General features: G+C 64.3%; 17 protein-coding genes and 1 pseudogene. 12 read left to right on the forward strand and 6 right to left on the reverse strand.

All coding sequences use genetic code 11. The features are described 5' to 3' along the window. The first annotated feature begins 193 nt into the window (after window positions 1-193). The gene (locus GCU68_RS14230) at window positions 194-1,165 is read left to right on the forward strand and encodes a phosphoadenosine phosphosulfate reductase family protein (protein WP_152942685.1); all 972 of its coding nucleotides are present in this window, start codon (window positions 194-196) and stop codon (window positions 1,163-1,165) included. Between the two features lie 114 nt (window positions 1,166-1,279). Next, a complete protein-coding gene (locus GCU68_RS14235) occupies window positions 1,280-2,485 on the forward strand; it encodes an AGE family epimerase/isomerase (RefSeq protein WP_152942687.1) in 1,206 nt (401 codons plus the stop codon). 23 nt (window positions 2,486-2,508) lie between these two features. On the opposite strand, the gene GCU68_RS14240 is transcribed toward GCU68_RS14235, so the two are convergent. From GCU68_RS14240 to GCU68_RS14250, 3 genes are all read right to left on the reverse strand, one after another. Then, window positions 2,509-2,700, reverse strand: a complete 192-nt coding sequence (locus GCU68_RS14240) for a DUF7333 family protein (protein WP_152942689.1) — start codon at window positions 2,698-2,700, stop codon at window positions 2,509-2,511. Window positions 2,701-2,788: 88 nt separating this feature from the next. Continuing rightward, window positions 2,789-3,559, reverse strand: a complete 771-nt coding sequence (locus GCU68_RS14245; protein ID WP_152942691.1) for a hypothetical protein — start codon at window positions 3,557-3,559, stop codon at window positions 2,789-2,791. A gap of 109 nt (window positions 3,560-3,668) precedes the next feature. Continuing rightward, window positions 3,669-4,511 (reverse strand): aldo/keto reductase, encoded by an 843-nt coding sequence (locus GCU68_RS14250; RefSeq protein ID WP_152942693.1) that lies wholly within the window; start codon window positions 4,509-4,511, stop codon window positions 3,669-3,671. A gap of 178 nt (window positions 4,512-4,689) precedes the next feature. On the opposite strand from GCU68_RS14250, the gene GCU68_RS14255 reads away from it, so the two are divergent. Together GCU68_RS14255 and GCU68_RS14260 are read left to right on the forward strand one after the other, a co-directional pair. After that, window positions 4,690-5,313, forward strand: coding sequence for a trimeric intracellular cation channel family protein (locus GCU68_RS14255; RefSeq protein ID WP_394352486.1), 624 nt, complete (start codon window positions 4,690-4,692; stop codon window positions 5,311-5,313). A gap of 68 nt (window positions 5,314-5,381) precedes the next feature. Beyond that, window positions 5,382-5,636 carry a hypothetical protein gene (locus GCU68_RS14260; RefSeq protein ID WP_227014867.1) on the forward strand — a complete coding sequence of 85 codons (255 nt, stop codon included), beginning with the start codon at window positions 5,382-5,384 and terminating at the stop codon, window positions 5,634-5,636. A 29-nt stretch (window positions 5,637-5,665) separates the two neighbouring features. Here the strand turns inward: GCU68_RS14260 and GCU68_RS14265 are convergent, their stop codons facing one another. Next, on the reverse strand, window positions 5,666-6,406 hold the full coding sequence (locus GCU68_RS14265) for a proteasome assembly chaperone family protein (RefSeq protein ID WP_152942696.1): 741 nt from the start codon (window positions 6,404-6,406) through the stop codon (window positions 5,666-5,668). Between the two features lie 134 nt (window positions 6,407-6,540). On the opposite strand from GCU68_RS14265, the gene GCU68_RS14270 reads away from it, so the two are divergent. Next, on the forward strand, window positions 6,541-7,452 hold the full coding sequence (locus tag GCU68_RS14270; RefSeq protein WP_152942697.1) for an RsmB/NOP family class I SAM-dependent RNA methyltransferase: 912 nt from the start codon (window positions 6,541-6,543) through the stop codon (window positions 7,450-7,452). Continuing rightward, the gene (locus tag GCU68_RS14275) at window positions 7,449-7,955 is read left to right on the forward strand and encodes a DUF7122 family protein (RefSeq protein WP_152942699.1); all 507 of its coding nucleotides are present in this window, start codon (window positions 7,449-7,451) and stop codon (window positions 7,953-7,955) included. The genes GCU68_RS14270 and GCU68_RS14275 overlap by 4 nt, the downstream gene beginning before the upstream one ends. Window positions 7,956-8,028: 73 nt before the next feature. Here GCU68_RS14275 and GCU68_RS14280 read toward each other — a convergent pair whose 3' ends face one another. Next, window positions 8,029-9,561: a DUF790 family protein gene (locus tag GCU68_RS14280; protein WP_152942701.1), complete on the reverse strand. Its 1,533-nt coding sequence runs from the start codon at window positions 9,559-9,561 to the stop codon at window positions 8,029-8,031. 126 nt (window positions 9,562-9,687) lie between these two features. Between GCU68_RS14280 and GCU68_RS14285 the strand changes: the two genes are divergently transcribed. Together GCU68_RS14285 and GCU68_RS14290 are read left to right on the forward strand one after the other, a co-directional pair. After that, the gene (locus tag GCU68_RS14285) at window positions 9,688-10,263 is read left to right on the forward strand and encodes a diadenylate cyclase (protein ID WP_152942703.1); all 576 of its coding nucleotides are present in this window, start codon (window positions 9,688-9,690) and stop codon (window positions 10,261-10,263) included. A 179-nt stretch (window positions 10,264-10,442) separates the two neighbouring features. Next, window positions 10,443-11,104: pseudogene (locus GCU68_RS14290) on the forward strand (LLM class flavin-dependent oxidoreductase). Between the two features lie 15 nt (window positions 11,105-11,119). Here the strand turns inward: GCU68_RS14290 and GCU68_RS14295 are convergent. Then, complete coding sequence (locus tag GCU68_RS14295; RefSeq protein ID WP_152942705.1) at window positions 11,120-12,559, reverse strand: DEAD/DEAH box helicase family protein; 1,440 nt, start codon at window positions 12,557-12,559, stop codon at window positions 11,120-11,122. Window positions 12,560-12,760: 201 nt separating this feature from the next. On the opposite strand from GCU68_RS14295, the gene grpE reads away from it, so the two are divergent. From grpE to GCU68_RS14315, 4 genes are all read left to right on the forward strand, one after another. Next, entirely contained in the window at window positions 12,761-13,711 is a 951-nt protein-coding gene (gene grpE, locus GCU68_RS14300; RefSeq protein WP_152942707.1) for a nucleotide exchange factor GrpE, read from the forward strand. Window positions 13,712-13,877: 166 nt separating this feature from the next. Next, window positions 13,878-15,779, forward strand: coding sequence for a molecular chaperone DnaK (dnaK, locus tag GCU68_RS14305; RefSeq protein WP_152942709.1), 1,902 nt, complete (start codon window positions 13,878-13,880; stop codon window positions 15,777-15,779). 296 nt (window positions 15,780-16,075) lie between these two features. Then, window positions 16,076-17,245: a molecular chaperone DnaJ gene (gene dnaJ, locus GCU68_RS14310; protein WP_152942711.1), complete on the forward strand. Its 1,170-nt coding sequence runs from the start codon at window positions 16,076-16,078 to the stop codon at window positions 17,243-17,245. 185 nt (window positions 17,246-17,430) lie between these two features. Further along, entirely contained in the window at window positions 17,431-18,024 is a 594-nt protein-coding gene (locus tag GCU68_RS14315; protein WP_152942713.1) for a DJ-1/PfpI family protein, read from the forward strand. Window positions 18,025-18,036 lie beyond the last annotated feature (12 nt).

The raw sequence follows: 18,036 nt of genomic DNA on the forward strand, positions 1-18,036 counted from the left end.
ACGACCCGCTGAGACAGCCGACCAACCACAGGATGTCGTTGAGAGCGAGGCCAAGCATCGAGTTCGAACGGTCGTTCGGCACTTCTCAACGGGTGTAACCGAGCGGTAGCGTCAAGTCGTCGTCGCAGCTTGCGACAGACGTTTCCGGTCCCAAAAAGCGTTTAACCCTGGTAATTATATCTAATTACACTCTATGACAGCGAACTTCCCCGACTACGTCGACGTCGATTACGACGACGGTACAGGCGAAACGCCTGCGGACTATCCCCACATCCAGGACCGAATCGAGAAGGCGATCGAAGTCACCCGCGAAGGTCTCGAGCAGTACGAGAACCCGGCCGTGATGTGGACCGGCGGAAAGGACTCGACGCTCGTCCTGTACTTCGTCAAGGAGGTCGCTGACCGCTACGATCTCGAGGTACCGCCGGCGATCTTCATCGACCACTACCAGCACTTCGACGAGATCCACGACTTCGTCGACCACTGGGCCGACGAGTGGGATCTCGAGGTCATCTACGCACGCAACGAGGACATCGGCGAGTACGTCGACGAACACGGCCTCGAGCCCGGCGACGACATCGAGATTTCGGAGCTCTCCGAACACAACCAACACCACGTCGAGAACATCCTCGAGTACGAGGAAGACACGTTCCCGTTCCTGCTCGACACCTACGTGGGCAACCACCTGCTGAAGACGGTCGCGCTGAACAACGCGCTCGAGGAGTACGGCGTCGACGGCGTTATCTCCGGCGTCCGCTGGGACGAACAGGAAGCCCGGGCCGACGAGACGTTCTTCTCACCACGCCACGACCCTGACATCTACCCGCCCCACGACCGCGTCCAACCCATTCTGCAGTTCGACGAACCCGGCGTCTGGGAGGCGTTCTGGAACTTCGTGGTGCCGGATACCGTCGCCGAGTTCCCCGACGACGGCTACGTCCCACAGAGCGACACCGACCTGCCGAACGACCTGACGCAGGACGACATCCCCGTCTCGCCCAAATACTTCGCCGGCTTCCGCTCGCTCGGCAGCGAGATCAGCACCGAAAAGAGCGACGAGGACCCTGCCTGGCTGCAGGACCTCGAGGGAACGACCGAGCGTGCAGGCCGCGCCCAGGACAAAGAGGACCTGATGGAGCGCCTGCGCGACCTCGGTTACATGTAAGCTCGACAGCCTCGTCTCGAACTCGACTAGCGATAGGTTTCGGCTCTCGCTTCATTTTGTCTGGTGCAACTCCCGCAGTACTATGTGTCTCTGAGTGATCGAACACAGATACGAGTGAACATCTATCGAACACGGGCCGGGCTTCGCCACCAGTTCAGGGACGTGCTGAACTTCTACTACCCGGACTGTCTCGACACGGCCGTCGGCGGCTACGTCGCTCAACTCGACGAGCGTGACGGTCACGTCTACGATACGCAGACCAGACACCTCGTCGCGACGGCGCGGGGCGTCCACAACTTCAGTTTAGGCGTACTCGCCGACGGTCCCCACTGGTGTCGCTACGCCGCCGAACACGGCCTGCAGTTTCTCTCGTCGGCCCACTGGGACGACGACCGGCAGGGGTACGACTGGCTCCTCGAGGGCCGGACCCCGACTGACCGGACGCGGTACTGCTACGGTCACGCGTTCGTCTTGCTCGCCGCTGCGCGGGCGCTGCAGGCGGGAATTCCCGGGGCTCGAGGCGAACTCGAGCGCGCCGACCGCGTCCTCGAGGATCGATTCTGGGATTCCGAGTACGAACTCTACGCCGATCAGGCCTCATCCGAGTGGGACCTCGCGGCGTATCGCGGCCAGAACGCGAACATGCACGTCTGCGAGGCGCTGCTCGCGGCGTCCGAAGCCACGGGCGAACCACGGTTTCTCGAGCGGGCGTACACGGTCGCGAACCGATTCACGAGAGACGTGACACAGGCCACCGACGGGCTCCTGTGGGAACACTATACGGCCGACTGGGAGCCCGACCTGTCGTACAACGAAGACAGCCCGCGCCACCAGTTCCGTCCGCCGGGCTACCAGCCCGGCCACCACGCCGAGTGGGCGAAGCTGCTGGCGCTGCTTGCCGACCATCGGTCGGAACCGTGGCTGCTCGAGCGGGCGCGCGAACTGTTCGACGCCGCCGTCGACCTCGGCTGGGACGACGAGTACGGCGGTCTCTACTACACGGTCGACGCGGACGGTGAGCCGATCGTCGCCGACAAATACGGCTGGGTCCACACCGAAGCGATCGGCGCGAGCGCGCTGTTGAGTCGGACCGACGACGACTACCTCGAGTGGTACGACCGACTCTGGGAGCACGCTCGAGACCACCTGATCAATCCGCGATACGGAAACTGGTACGAACGACTCACGCGCACGCACGAGCGGGACGGCCCGAACCACGGCCCGGCGGTCGAACCGGGCTACCACCCGCTGACGAACTGTTGGCTCGCAATGCGAGTACTCGAAGAAGCGCCGGCGGCGTTCGATTCGGGTCGATGCTGAGAGTGGCGGCTCCCTGTCGCCGATCAGTGCTGTGCGCGGTACTCGCCGTGTTTGACGCCGATCGCGAGCATGAGCAATCCGAAGACGATCATCGACGGCGCGACCATCATCAACACAGTATTCATCGTCATCATGGGGGCAGCGATCAAGCCGCCGACGCCGATAGCGATTACGACGAGAAACACGCCTGCTGTCGTCGGGAGGTTGAATTCCATACGTGGTCGTTGGGAATCGGACACCTAATGCTGACGGGAATCGGCAGTCCGTACACATCGACGAGTCGAGAGCGGGGAAAACGAGAAATTATTGCGCCGGTCGGACCAGATTCGCCAGCGCGGTGACGATGACGAGGAACCAGCCGAGCGGGAACGAGATGCCGGTCCACATCGCCGCGTAGGCTGCCCCCTCGAGTTGGAAGTTCTCGCGGAGATATTCGTTGATGCCGCCGACGAAGAGGACGTTGTCGAGCACCCAGACGGCGAAGTCGTAGCTGGGTTCCAAGACGACACCCTCGAGCGACGGTGTGACAAGTGCGGCGACGACGGGCGGCAAGAACAGCGCCGTCATCGCGAAGGGGTAGGCGAGGACGACCGTGAGCCACCGGCCGCCGACCTTCGAGCACGTGGCGGCGAGTGCGGTCGACACCGTCGCGACGCCGCTGGCTGCGGCGACGGCCAACACCGCGTCGAACGGAATATCGACCTGTTCCATGTAGGACATCGCCCCCCAAGCGAGCGTCAACAGGCCCCAGCCGAGCAAGGCGATGCCCGTGACGCCGACGATGCCGAGCCGCGTTCGCGTCGAGTCGAGTTTCGCCGCGTAGTAGCGGGTGCCAAAGCCGATAACGGTCAGTGGGTACAGGATCAGCAAGCCGAGCAGTCCGAGAATGCTCCATCCTCGGTAGCCGATTCGCTGAGGGAGCGTCTCGGGTTTCCATTTTCCCATGACGGAGTGGCCGCGGCCACGCTGGCGTGGAAAGACGAGTTCCATCCAGGCACCGTGTAGCCGTCGGACGTCGGTCTTGATCGCCCCGACGACCCCACCGCCGCCACGTTGTCGTGAGCGGGTGGACATACGCGAGCCAAAAAGCCGGCGTACCGTAAACGTTCCTGCTTTTCTGGAGTTTAAATAGGTAAGTTCGGTGTCACGAACCGTCGCTGCTGCCAGCTATTGAGCGCTTGCATCAGTTCCACGGCGCGAAGTCGGGATCGACTTTCCGACTCCGCGCTCCGATGCTGTCGATCGCTTCGACGTCTTCCTCGTCTAGCTCGAGTGCCAGTGACGCCCAGTTGTCCTGAATGTGTGCCTCGCTGGTCGCTTTCGGAATCGCGGTAATACCCTTCTCACGGAGCCAGGCGAGGCTGACCTGTGCCTCGCTTGCATCGTGTTTCTCCGCGATCTCCTGTATCTCGGACTGGTCGAACACATCGCCACGAGCCAGCGGGGAGTAGGCAACCAGTTCGACGTCGTGCTGTTCACACGTCTCTTGAAGCACCTCCTGGGGCAACATCGGGTGTAGTTCGACCTGATTCGCCAGAATCGGGACGTCGCAGGTTTCGATGGCTTCCTCGAGTTGCTCGGGCTGGAAGTTGCTCACGCCGACGTTCTCGATCAGGCCCTCCTCGTACAGCTGGGAGAAGGCTTCGAGGGTGTCCTCGGGGTCGTACGTTCGGGCCGGCCAGTGGACGTACAGCAGGTCGACGTACTCGACGCCGAGTCGGTCGAGGCTCTCGCGAGCCGTCTCGAGGACATCCTCGGACTCGAGGTTCGAGATCCAGATCTTGGTCGCGAGGAAGATGTCGTTGCGGTCGACGTCGGCGGCGGCGATCCCCTCGCCGACGGCGGCTTCGTTCTCGTAGATCTGGGCGGTGTCGATGTGTCGATATCCCGTTTCGAGGGCCGTCCGAACGCTTTCGGCACACTGCTCGGGGTCTTCGTTCTGCCAGGTGCCGAGGCCGAGCATCGGCATTCCGTTTGCGGTTGGACACGTTTCTGGAGCAACAGTATCGGCCGATTCTGATCCCATACGCGAGTAATGCGCCAGCGTGGGAAAATGGGTTTGGGTTGCGGTCAGCTTCGGGGGCGTCCTCCAGGTGGCGGTTCGTCGAAAGACCGATGCGCAGGGCTCAAGATGCTCGCTGCCTTTCAGTAACCCAGTGGCCCGAGACTTCGTTGGCGTTCTGTTAGCCGATCCGTTCGTCGTGATGAACACGATCGGGCTGGTCGCGTTCGCGCTCGTCGGTGCGACCAAGGCGATTCGGGAGGAGTTCGACCTGTTCGGGATCGCCGTCGTCGGACTAGCGACGGCGTTTGCGGGCGGCATCACGCGGGACCTGCTCGTCAACCGGCTCCCGCTGGCGCTTCGATCGCTGGGTGAGATCAGCCTCGGCGTGCTCGGCATTAGTCTGGCGATCGGCCTCTACCACGCCCTCGAGTCGCCGGACGATCACCCGATCACGCTGGTTTCCGACGCCGTCGGCCTCGCCGCGTTCACGACGGCTGGTGCCATCGTCGCGACCGAAACCGGCGTGTCGGGCTTTGGCGTCGTCGCGATTGGGACGATCAACGCCGTCGGCGGCGGCGCACTCGCGGACGTGCTACTGGACCGCGCGCCGTTCATCCTGTTCGAGGACTTCTACGCGAGCTGTGCGGTGTTGGGAGCTGCCACCTACTGGCTGGTCGGGACGCTCAGTGCGACCGGCAGCACCGCCGCGGCGATGTGTGCGGCCGTCACGGTCGGAACGCGACTGGTTGCCGTCACCTACGGCTGGCGGCTCCCGACGGCCCAGACGCTCGAGTCGATCGGTGGCGACGTCGGCAAGCAGTAGCCGGGACCCTCGAGCGGCGAGGACGACCGGAACGATTATCGAAGACCAGTTGACAGATACAAGTAACGATGGCGGAGAAGATGGATACGGACACTGGACTGACCTCCGAACCGAGTGACGAGACCGAATACGCAGTCGTTCGGGACGCGATTTTCGACGCAGTCGGCACCGTCGCGCTGCTCGGCTTCGCGCTCGTGTTCCTGTTCGTCGGCGTCCGCGGATTCGTCGTCGGTTCGTCGCTGCCACTCAGCGCCGCGTTCGTCGCTGCCAGCCTGCTCGTGGCCGGGGCAGCGCTGGATCTCGTGCCGCCGTTTCGCGGCTGAGGGGTCACTCGGTTTCGAAAACGGATCTGCTACTGATACATCCGCAACGGCTGAGCCTGCGAACTCTCCTCTTGGGCGATCGCCCGCATCTGCTGGGCGAACTGCTCGCGTTGTTCTTTGATCTCCGCGTCTCGCTCGAGGAGCTCGTCCGTGTCGATCGAGATGTCGGCGATCGGGGCGACGGCCTCCTCTAGGAGCACGCTCGCGGCTTCGGGATCGGGAAACTGGGGACTGCACTCGACGACGATGCCGTAGCTGTCGTGTTCGCGGTGGGCTGCACGGTTGATCAACGCCCCGGTCGGGCCGGTGATGACGCCGTCTTCGGGCGGCGGAGAGATGCCATGGGTCGCGAGCGTCTCGCCGACGGAGCCGGTCGCGATCCCGTAGAGATCCGGTTTCGTCTCGCGCTCCGCGGGGAGGCCGCTGAGATAGAGCGGCGTCGCGTCGTGATCGACGACCCACTGTGTCACGCAGTCGGCGACGTTGTTGACTGCGGCGGCGACGATCGGCACGTCACTCTGGAGGGCTAGCAGGTCGCGTTCGTCGCTGACGTAGAGGCGAACCGGCGGGCGAGCGGTTCGGTCACCGCTGCGGTAGACGCCGATTCGAGGCAGTCCCTCGCAGTCGACGCTCGCGTAGTAGCGCATCTCGAGTTGGTCGATGAGGTAGTCGGTCGCAATCTTGCCGACGAGTCCCACGCCGGGGAAGCCTTCGACGAGCGTCGGCTCCTCGAGGTCCGGTTCGGGTCCCTGTGTGCAAAGGCCAGTCATGTAGAGAGATTCGAACGCAGCCCGCATAAAGACGGTGCCACGGGGCAGTAGACGACGATACGTCGGTCGGCGCGACCGAGCCGGTCCGCTTGCCTTCGAAACCCACAAACGACGGGCGCGCGAATCTCGATCCAATGGAGCCATTCGAGCGGTATCGATCAATTATCGACGATTTCGACGCGTTTCTCGCCGCCTGCGAGCGACCGCTCGGCAACGCCGTCCGCATCAACACGATCAAAGGGTCCGTCGAGCGAACGCTCGAGGCTCTCGATGAGAACGGTGTCGCCTACGAACAGGCCGACTGGAACCCGCGCGTATTGCGCCTCGAGACGGACTCACCGGGCTCGACGTGGACGTCGTTTCACGGCCTTACCCACGGGCAAGAGGAGGTGTCGGCGGTCCCGCCGGTCGTCCTTGACCCCCAGCCCGGTGACCGTGTCTGGGATAGCTGTGCCGCACCGGGCGGGAAAGCGACCCAGTTCGCCGCGCTGATGGACGACCGCGGGACCGTCGTCGCAAACGACAACAACCTCGGCCGGATCTCGGCGCTGCGGTTCAACGCCGAGCGCCTCGGCGCGACGAGTCTCGCCGTGACCAACGCTGACGCCCGAACCTACTCGCTCAAGCGTTTTTCCTTCGACGAGTTCGATCGAGCGCTCGTCGACGCCCCCTGTTCCTGCGAGGGGACGATCCGGAAGAATCCCGATGCGCTCGACAACTGGAACGAAGGCCACATCAGCTCCGTCTCGGGCATCCAGAAAGGAATCCTCCGGCGGGCTGTCCAAGCCACACGCGAGGGTGGCACCGTCGTCTACTCGACGTGTACGTTCGCGCCCGAGGAGAACGAGGCCGTCGTCCAGCACGCACTGGACACCGAGTCCTGTCGCGTCGTCGACTTCGACCTTGGCCTCGAGCACTCACCGGGACTGTCCGAGTGGGACGGCGAGACGTTCGACTCGAGTCTCGAGCGCGCCGCTAGAATCTACCCCCACCAGAACGACACCGGCGGCTTCTTCGTTGCGAAGTTGGAGGTGACCGCCGAATGAGCGACAACGACGGGCAGCGATTCGACCGACTCCCCGCGACGGCAGCGGAGCGATCCGTCGAGGGCCGAGCCAGCCGCGAGGAAGTGATCGACTACTTCGAGGACCGGTTCGGGATCGCGTCCGAGACGTTCGCGGACTACACGTTCTGGGAGAAAGGGGCCGGCAAGATCTGGATCTACGCGGGCGAGGCACCGACGCCGATCGAGATCGAAGCGATCGGAATGACCTGCCTCCGAACGCGACAGGAACACTGGAAGCCGACGACGGACTTCGCCCAGCGCTTCGGCCAGTACGCCACCGACTGCGTGATCGAACTCGACCGCGAGCAGGCGCGAGCGTTCGCAGCCGGCGAGGATCAGGATCTCGAGTGGTGGGACGGTGACTGGGGATACCTCATCGCTGCGCACGAGCTTGCAGGCGACCTCAAGCCGCTCGGGATCGGTCTGTACGTCCACGGTGAACTGCGCTCGATGGTGCCGAAGGGGCGCCAGCGAGACATCTGAACTGCCGCTGCTCGAATATCATCGTCGCCGCTTTTTTCCTGCCGTTCGTGCCGACACGAGAACAGTCGAATCACTATCGCTCACGGATCGTCCCGCCGGCCAGCCCCTCCCACTCGACGCGATAGCCCAGTTCGGCGAGGGTCGCACTCGAGTCCCCAATGCCAACGTCCTCAAGGACTTCCTCGGCCTCCGAAAGCGCCATCCCGGCCTCGAGGTCGGCGGCGAGTGACTCGAGTACCGCTGGCCGAACAAGCGTCCGTCCGACCTGCTCGTGGTCGGGAAACGAGACGTCTGCGAGGGCGTCTTCGCTGACGCCGTGGCGCTCGGCCAGCGACTCGATCGAGACGACGTCGTCGTCCGGTTGCAGGTCGTCGGGCAGCGTGGCCGCGCTCTCGGCGACGAGTTGGCGCTCGTACTCCCCGAGTACGTCGGCGACGGCTTTCAGCCGAACCGTCCCGGAGTAGGGGATCGCCCGGAAGTCGCGGGCGGCGATCTCCGCGCCGACGCCCAGCGACTCGTCGACGGCGACGATCAGTTCGACGTCCTCGAGGTCGGCGAGTTGGGCGAGTTTCTTCTCGACGTACTCGGGGGTCCAGAAACCCATAATCTCGAAGTAGACGCGGAAGTCACTGTGCTGGTAGTCGAACGCGAAATCGGGGATCATCACTCGCGTGCCCGTCGCGAGGGGTTCGGGTTCGCGTACGAGGTCCCACTCGAGATCTAGATTCGAAAAGCGGGCGGCAAAGTCGGCCTCAACGCCGCTGTCGAACGAGACATCCGCGACGGGATCGGCGTCGGGAGCGCGGACGGGGTCGGCGTGGGTGAGCGAGAGCGTGCGTTCGGTGCCGCGGTCGTCGATCGTCGCCTCCAGCGACCACTCGTCGGCGTTCGTCACCGTCCGAAGGAGTCGCGCGAAACGGGTGCCGTACCGACGGGTCGCCCGGAAGAGGTGGGTGGGGCCGGTGACGATCACCTCTCGTTCGGCGATTCCGGTGTGTTCGCCCGCGTCTTCGTCTTCGAGGCGGCGAATCTCGTACATCAGCCGGAGGCGTTTGATCGCCGAGATCAGCGCCTTCGGATCGCTCGAGCGAGCCCGCAGTTCGGTCGCGTCGAACAGCGCTGTCTGTGCGAGCGACAGATTGTACTGGGCGAGAAGCTCGTCGGGGCCCCACCGCGGGTCGAACGCGGTGAGCACCTGTCGCTCCTCGAGGTCGGCATAGAGCGCTCGCTCGATGGCATCTGCAGAGCACGACAGCGACTCGCCGGCCCGGACGAGCGCCATCGTCCGGTCGTCCTCGCTGACGACATCGACGGCCTCGGCGGCCTCGAAGGCAGCCCGGCGGGCGCGTTCGGGCTCGATTTCGGCGTCCGTTTCGAACGTCGCCTCGCGCTCGAGCAGCGCAGCGAACCCGCGGACGAGTTTGAAGTCCGGGGCGTCGGCCTCGAGGTCGGCGAGCACGTCCTCGAGCGCCGCTCGCGGCTCGCCGACGTGGCCCTGATACGTGCCGATCACGCGGGCAGCCAGCGGCCGGTGTTCCCGGCCAGCGAACTGGGGGTGGTAGCCGCCACCGGCCCTCGAGACGCGCAGCAGGTCCTTCGTCAGCATGGCGAGCACTCGACGCGGAAGGGGCAAAAGGATACCTCGTTGCCGTGGCCGGACGAACGGGCAGGTGAACCACGAGACTGTCAGATTGGCCGACGGGATTACGGTCTCGGACGATGACCGTGTCGTATGGACGAGTCGGCCCTCCGGATCGCCTACGAAACACACGACGAGGTGCGAGCGCTGATCGACCGACTCCACGATACGCTCGAGTCGATCAGCCTGAGTTTCGATCGCTGGGACGAGCAGTACATCAAGGGCCCGGGACTGTACGTCGCCGTGGTGACGGGGCCGTCGATCGCGTCATTTGCCGATCCGATGGGGCGAAACCGGTGGCCGACGGACCGCTGTCGGAGCATCCGTCGAAACGGTGAGAGTCTCTTCGAAACGGCGCGAGAGGTCGCCTTGAGCCGGGACGGCGCGGTCGTCGTCGGTGTCGACGGCGTCATCCAACCGCAGATGGTTCGGTTCACCGACCCCAGACCGGAAGATCTCGAGGAGAGCGAGTCGGCAGCGCCAGAGTACGAAGACTGGATGGGGTCGCGCCACATGAGCGCCCTCGACACCTCACGGCGACCGAGCGTCGTGTCGACGCTGACGCTGAGCGAGGAAACCGGGCGGGTCACACGGTTCGAAGGAGGTGCCTTCGAGACTACCACGCGGTCGGCACTCGGCGGGGAGTGGAACCCACACGCCACCGCCTGACGAGAACGCGTTGAGATGGAGCGCCACTGCGAGACCGGCGTCGCTGAGTTCGGTCGGGTCGACCGACGATGGAGTAGCACAGTCACGCCGTAGAACTAAGTCGGCTTTCGTGGACGCCGTGACCGTGTTGAGCGATCACGAACGCGATTGTCACCGCCATCACGGGGGATGGGCGATCCGTGACTGACCTCGGCTACCACGCCTCCCACGAGCAGTTCGCGCCGAGTGCGCTCTTGGAGTACGTCCAACTCGCGGACGAGCAGGGGTTCGACCACGCCCTCGCCTCCGACCACTTCCATCCCTGGAGCGAGCGGCAGGGCGAATCCGGATTCGTCTGGTCGTGACTCGGCGCGGCGCTGGAAGCGACCGAGCTGACCTTCGGGACGGTCAACGCACCCGGTTATCGCTACCATCCCGCGATCATCGCACAGAGTGCGGCGACACTTCGCGAGATGTATCCCGAACGGTTCTGGTTCGCCGTCGGCAGTGGCCAACTCCTCAACGAAGGCACCACGGACACCGACTGGCCCGTCAAACGCGAACGGAACGCACGCCTCGAGGAGTGCGCCGAGATCATGCGGCGACTGTGGAACGGGGAGGAGGTGACCCACCACGGCCGTATCGACGTTGAGCAGGCCCAACTGTACACCCGGCCCGAGACGGCACCGCCGAGGAGGTCGCGGAGAACGTCCGCGTTTCTGGGGAGCTCGACGACCACGTCGAGTGGCTCGAGTCGGACCTCGAGCTCGGTGTCGACAAAGTGTTCATCCACAACGTCACCACGAATCAGGCAGCGTTCATCGAGGCGTTCGGCGAGGCCGTGGTGCCCGCCCTCGAGTGACAGAACCCAGCGCTGTCAGCGCCGACGCCGATCCGCGATCCGTTCTTCGCCCGTTTCCGCGGAGACGATCTCGTAGAGGACGGCTCGCGTGCCGTCGCCACTCGGTCGGAGAATCCGTCCGAGTCGCTGAACGAACTCCCGTTCGCTCCCGCTGCCCGAGAGCACCACCGCGACCGACGCGTCGGGGACGTCGACGCCCTCGTCTAAGACGTTCGAGGTCGCGATGCGCGTGTAGGTCCCCTCGCGGAACCGCTCTATGATCTCGCGACGCTCCCCAGCGGCGGTCTGGTGGGTGATCGTCGGGATCAGAAACCGTTCGCTGACGTCGTAGGCGAGGTCGTTGTGGGCCGTAAAGACGATCGTTCGCTCCTCGCGGTGATCGTCGAGGATGTCGGCGAGGGCCTCGAGTTTGGCCTCACTGCCGAGCATGATCTCGCGTGCGCGCTGGCGCGCGAGGAGCGCTTTTCGTGCTTCGGGGTCGTTTCCGGATCGCTTGACGAGTTCCTGATAGTCCGAGCCGCTTCGCATCCGGATGTTCGAGCGCGCGAGGTAGTTCGTGAAGACCGCCTGCTTGCGTTCGTACTCTTCACGTTCCGCGGGTGTGAGCGACACCTCGAGTCGCTTGAGGTCGTAGGCCGCGAGGTGGTCGCCGGCCAGTTCGTCGACGTCGACGCAGGAGACTAGCGGGCCGACGACGTTCTCGATCACCTCGTGTGCGTCGTCGGGGCGTTCGAAGGTGGCAGTGAGCCCCAGCCGTGCGGGGGCAGCGAGCAGGCGTGCGATCTCGCGATACCCCTCGCCCCCGAGATGGTGGACTTCGTCGAAGACGACGAAGCCGAAGCGATCGCCCACGGAGTCGGCTTTCAAATACGCCGAGTCGTACGTCGAGACCGTGATCGGGCCGAACCGCTGCTCGCCGCCACCGAACCGCCCGATATCGCAGTCGAACTCCCGCTCGAGTTCCCGTTGCCACTGCTCGAGCAGATCGATCGTTGGGACGACCACGAGCGTCGGCACCGAGAGCCGTTCGATCGCTTTCAGGGCGATGACGGTCTTCCCGCTGCCCGTTGGAAGTTCGAGGACGCCTGCCGGTGCCCGCGCGAGCGAGTCGAACCCGTCGCTGTCGTCCCAGCGATCCGTCTCGAGCCACGCCTCGAGAGCCTCCTGTTGGTACTCGCGGAGTTCGTACGCCGACTCGAGCGCTGGCAGCGACTCGAGACCGAGGACGCGGTCGTCGAAGGCGGACCCGATGGTGCCGGCCAGCGCGCGTCGTAAAGCAGCGTAGCGAAATGCGGGTATCCGCCAGCCACCGGTTCGGGAGTCGCGCTCGAGGTCGGGAACCGACTCGCGGATGGCAGCCGACGCATTCGCCTCGAGGCCGTCGATTCGGACGGTGCCGTCTTCGTATCGGAGCGTCGGTTCCGAACCCGTGGCGTCGTCTTGGGGCCGCGTCACGGCCGATGGTCCGGCCGGGAACGACAAATACTGTCTGATGTCTCGCGCCCGCTCGAGCGGCGAGCACGTCTCATCGCCCCCCGGTCAAAACGGATGGGACCGCCGGCTCGAACGAATGACTCGAGGTCGTCACCGGGCGGCGATGGGTGGCCGGCAAACCGTACCTCAACCCTTTTATTACCGCTGTTCGTTGACTGGCACATGAGCGAAGACGAGGGCACGAACGCGACGGCCCAGGGTGTCCCGTCCGAGGAGCAATCCGACGACGGCGAGACGGCCGACGTCGAGTCCGACGCGACCGGCACGGACGATGCGACTGCCGACACCGACTCGCCCGAGACGGACACCGCGGCCAAGGACGAGCCACAAGCGGAGACGGCAGCCGACTCGACGGCTGCGGCCGACGCGGCCATCGCCCCGGAGACGAGTGCCGACGTCCAGGAACTCCTGGACGAAATTAGCGAGTACGACGACGACCTCGCTCGACAGGTCAACGCCATCGTCGAGGAGGCTCGAGACGTAAACGCCACCGTCGCCGACCAGCGCGCGGAACTCGAGGACCTCACCGAGCGCGTGGAGGAACAGGCCGAAACCATCGGGGAGTTGCAAGATGACCTCGAGGCAGCCGAAGCCGAAGTCGACGATCTCAAGAGTCGGCTCAAGCGCAAGCAGGCCGACTTCCAGAACTACAAGAAACGCGCCAAAAAGCGCCAACAGCAGATCAAAGACCGCGCCACCGAGGACCTCGTCGAACGACTGCTCGGCGTCCGCGACAACATGAAACGCGCCCTAGAGGAGGAAAGCGGCGACGCCGACAGCCTCCGTGATGGCGTCGAGATGACCCTTCGCGAGTTCGACCGCGTGCTCGAGGACGAGAACGTCTCGGAGATCGATCCCGAACCGGGCACCGAGAGCGACCCACAGCGCCACGAAGTCATGATGCGCGTCGACAGCGCGCTGCCCGAAGGGACCATCGCCGACGTCTACACGCCCGGCTACGAGATGGGCGAGAAGGTCATCCAGAACGCGCAGGTGACGGTCTCGAACGGTGAACTCGAGGGCGACGCGGACGAAGACGACTCGGCAACGGCAGCCGACAGCGACGATGACGGCGCCGGCGACGAGGCCGAGACTGAAGAAACGGCTGAGTGACGGACGCTACCGTCGGCTGACAGTTCAGACCCGACTTTCACTCGATTTGAATTTACCTGTTTCACCCACTCGAGAGTGACGTCGCTAGCCGTTTCGGGTCATTTTATTCGACTCTCGAGACGCCCTAGTAAGCTTTAAAACAAAGTGCGCACAATAGCCCCCCACGATGGCGAGCAACAAAATTCTCGGAATTGACCTTGGGACGACGAACAGCGCGTTCGCGGTGATGGAAGGTGGCGATCCGGAGATCATCGTCAACGCGGAAGGTGAGCGGACGACACCCTCCGTCGTCGCGTTTACCGATGACGACGAGCGACTCGTCGGGAAGCCGGCGAAGAATCAGGCGATTCAGAACCCCGAAAAGACGATCGCCTCGATCAAACGCCACATCGGCGAGGACGACTACACCGTCGAGATCGACGACGAGGAGTATACGCCCGAGCAGATCTCGGCGATGATCCTCCAGAAAATCAAACGCGACGCCGAGGAGTATCTCGGTGACGAGGTAGAGAAGGCCGTCATCACCGTCCCCGCGTACTTCTCGGACCGACAGCGCCAAGCGACCAAAGACGCCGGCGAGATCGCCGGCTTCGAGGTCGAGCGCATCATCAACGAGCCAACCGCCGCGTCGATGGCCTACGGCCTCGACGACGACTCCGACCAGACCGTGCTCGTCTACGACCTCGGTGGCGGTACCTTCGACGTCTCGATTCTCGACCTCGGCGGCGGCGTCTACGAAGTCGTTGCCACCAACGGTGACAACGACCTCGGTGGCGACGACTGGGACGAGGCGATCATCGACTGGCTCGCAGAGGAGTTCGAGGCCGAACACGGCATGGACCTCCGCGAGGACCGACAGGCCCTCCAGCGGCTCAAAGACGCCGCCGAAGAGGCCAAGATCGAACTCTCCTCGCGCAAAGAAACCGAGATCAACCTGCCCTTCATCACGGCAACCGACGACGGCCCGATCCACTTAGAGGAGTCGCTCACGCGAGCGAAGTTCGAATCCCTCACGCAGGATCTGATCGACCGCACCGTCGAGCCGACCGAGCAAGCACTCGAGGACGCCGGCTACAGCAAAGACGACATCGACGAAGTGCTGCTGGTCGGAGGTTCGACCCGGATGCCACAGGTCGCCGAAAAGGTCGAAGAGTTGACGGGCAAAGAGCCCCAGAAGAACGTCAACCCCGACGAGGCCGTCTCGCTGGGCGCGGCGATTCAGGGAGGAGTCCTCGGCGGCGAGGTCGACGACATCGTCCTGCTCGACGTCACGCCGCTATCGCTGGGTATCGAGGTCAAAGGTGGCCTCTTCGAGCGGCTCATCGAGAAGAACACGACGATTCCGACCGAGGAGTCGAAGATCTTCACGACCGCGGCGGACAACCAGACCTCCGTGCAGGTCCGCGTCTTCCAGGGCGAGCGCGAACTCGCACAGAAAAACGAGATGCTCGGCGAGTTCCACCTGACCGACATCCCGCCAGCGCCGGCGGGCACCCCGCAGATCGAGGTCACGTTCTCCATCGACGAGAACGGCATCGTCAACGTGAGTGCAGAGGACAAGGGTACCGGTGCAAGCGAGGAGATCACCATCGAGGGTGGCGCCGGTCTCTCCGACTCCGAGATCGAGGAGATGCAGGCCGAAGCCGAAAAACACGCCGAAGAGGACAAACAGAAGCGCGAGCGCATCGAGGCCCGCAACACGGCCGAAGCGACGATCCAGCGCGCTGAGACGCTGCTCGAGGAGAACGAAGAGGAAGTCGACGACGACCTGCGTGGTGACATCGAGGCAGCCGTCGAGGAACTCGAGGAAACGATCGACGACGGCGATGCGGACGCCGAAGACATCGAAGCCGCGACCGAGAGCCTGAGCAAAGAACTCCAAGAGATCGGCAAGCAGATCTACCAGCAACAGGCTGGTGCTGCAGGCGCTGGCGGTGCCGCAGGCGCGGGTGCCGGTATGGGCGGCATGGGTGGCGGTCCAAACCCAGGTCCAGGCGGCGCAGCAGGCGACGAGGGCGAGGAGTTCGTTGACGCGGACTTCGAAGACGTCGATGAAGACGACGAGTAACGAGTCTTCGTTGGCTCGGAAGGTGAACGAAGTGAACCTTCCGTAGTTTCGAAAAGTGAGCCAAGCGAACTTTTCGAAGTGGACAAAGACGACCTCATATCTCGCCGTTGTCGTTCGAATTTTTGCGACTCGAGTCCCCGACCCTAAACCCACAGGCCGAGTGTTCACTGTAGTCGACGAGTGGACAGCACCCGGCAAGCGGTTCCGTGTCAGATAACCGGAACGGCACCGATGCGTCGGCGTCCACACGGAACGTTCGTTTCAAGTGGCTCAACCGAGTATCGGTGTGACAACGAATGAGCGAGGACTTCTATGACGTGCTCGGCGTGAGTTCCGACGCGTCGGCTGAGGAGATCAAACAGGCGTACCGGACGAAGGCCACGGAGTACCATCCGGACGTCAGCGACGACCCTGACGCCGAGGAGAAATTCAAGAAGATCCAGAAGGCAAAGCAGGTGCTGACCGACGAGGAAAAGCGTCAGGCCTACGACCGAATGGGTCACGACCGCTACGAGCAAGCCGAAAAGCACGGCTTCGACGCCAGCGACGCCGGTGCCGGCGGGATGGGCGGTGGCCCGTTCGGTGGGATGGGCAGTGGTGGCGGCATGGGTGGCGGCGGACTCGGCGACATCTTCGAGCAGGTTTTCGGCGGCGGTGGGGGCCGCGGCCGCGGTCGGCGTCGACCACGGAAGGGGCGCGACCTCCGAACAGAACTCGAGATCGACCTAGAAGAAGCGTTCGAGGGGGCCGAAAAGCAGTTTACGGTCGAGCGTCCCGAGGCGTGTGAGGTCTGTGACGGTGCGGGCCATCCGGCGGATGCGGACGCCGAAACCTGTCCGGAGTGTCAGGGTCGCGGACAGGTGACGCAGGTCCAGCAGACGCCGCTGGGCCGAGTCCAGCAGACGACCTCGTGTCCACGCTGTGAGGGCGAGGGGACGCTGTACTCCGAGACCTGCAGCGAGTGTCGCGGCGAGGGCTACGTTCGCAACGAGGCCACGCTGACCGTCGACGTTCCGGCGGGGATTCAGGACGGACAGACGCTCCGGATGGAAGGCGAAGGCGCACCCAGCCCCGAAGGCGGACGACACGGCGACCTGTTGATCGACGTCTCGATCCGCGAGCACGAGACGTTCGAACGCGAGGGTGACGACCTGCGACACCGACTCGCCATCTCGTTCCCCCAAGCCACCTTCGGCGACACCGTCTCCGTGCCGACGCTCGACGGCACCGTCGAGTTCGAGATTCCCGACGGCACTCAGAGCGGGGAGACGTTCCGTCTCGAGGGGAAGGGGATGCCCCGACTGCGCGGTCGCGGCCACGGCGACCTCTACGTAACGGTCCAGCTCGTCACACCCGAGAGTCTGAACGAGGAACAGCGCGACGCCCTCGAGGCCTTCGCCGAGGCCGGCGGCGACGAGATCGAGGTCAAAGAGGGATTCTTCGAGAAGATCAAACGAGCGTTCTGAGTCATCTCGGCCTCAGCGTCCGAGCCGTTCTTCGGGCCGTCGTCGACTCCTCACAGTGGTATTACGTGAACCGGGTCTCCCAGATCGACAGCTCGCTCGAGTGGACGGGATCGAAAGCGGACGTATCATGAGACCTGTCAACAGGCGTTATACCCAGTGCGACCGTAGTGTCGGACGGAAGACCCATGTCAGCACAACAGATCCTGCTCCTCGCGGGCGACTACGTCGAGGACTACGAAGTGATGGTTCCGTTTCAGGCACTCCAGATGGTCGGCCACGACGTCCACGCCGTCTGTCCGGAGAAAAAAGCCGGCGACACCTGTCCGACGGCCGTCCACGACTTCGAAGGCGACCAGACATACACCGAGAAGCCGGGGCACAACTTCGAGTTGAACCACGACTTCGACGCCGTCGATCCCGCCGAGTACGACGCGCTGGTCGTTCCCGGCGGCCGCGCGCCCGAATACCTTCGGACGTACGACGAGATCCTCGAGCTCACCCGCCACTTCTTCGAGGAAGACAAACCCGTCGCCGCGCTCTGTCACGGCGTCCAGATCCTCGCTGCGGCGGACGTCCTCGAGGGCCGAACCTGTACCGGCTATCCGGCGCTCGAGGCCGACGTTCGCGGCGCGGGCGGCGAGTGGACGAGCGAGGTGACACGCGACGGGAATCTGGTGACGGGACAGGCGTGGCCGGATCACCCCGAGTGGCTCGCCGAGTTCCTCGAGTGTCTCGGCACCGACATCGACCACGCGACGCCGGCGGCTGCGGACGACTGACGACGCGTGGAG

It is taken from the genome of Natronorubrum aibiense (assembly GCF_009392895.1).
GTDB classification, from domain to species: domain Archaea; phylum Halobacteriota; class Halobacteria; order Halobacteriales; family Natrialbaceae; genus Natronorubrum; species Natronorubrum aibiense.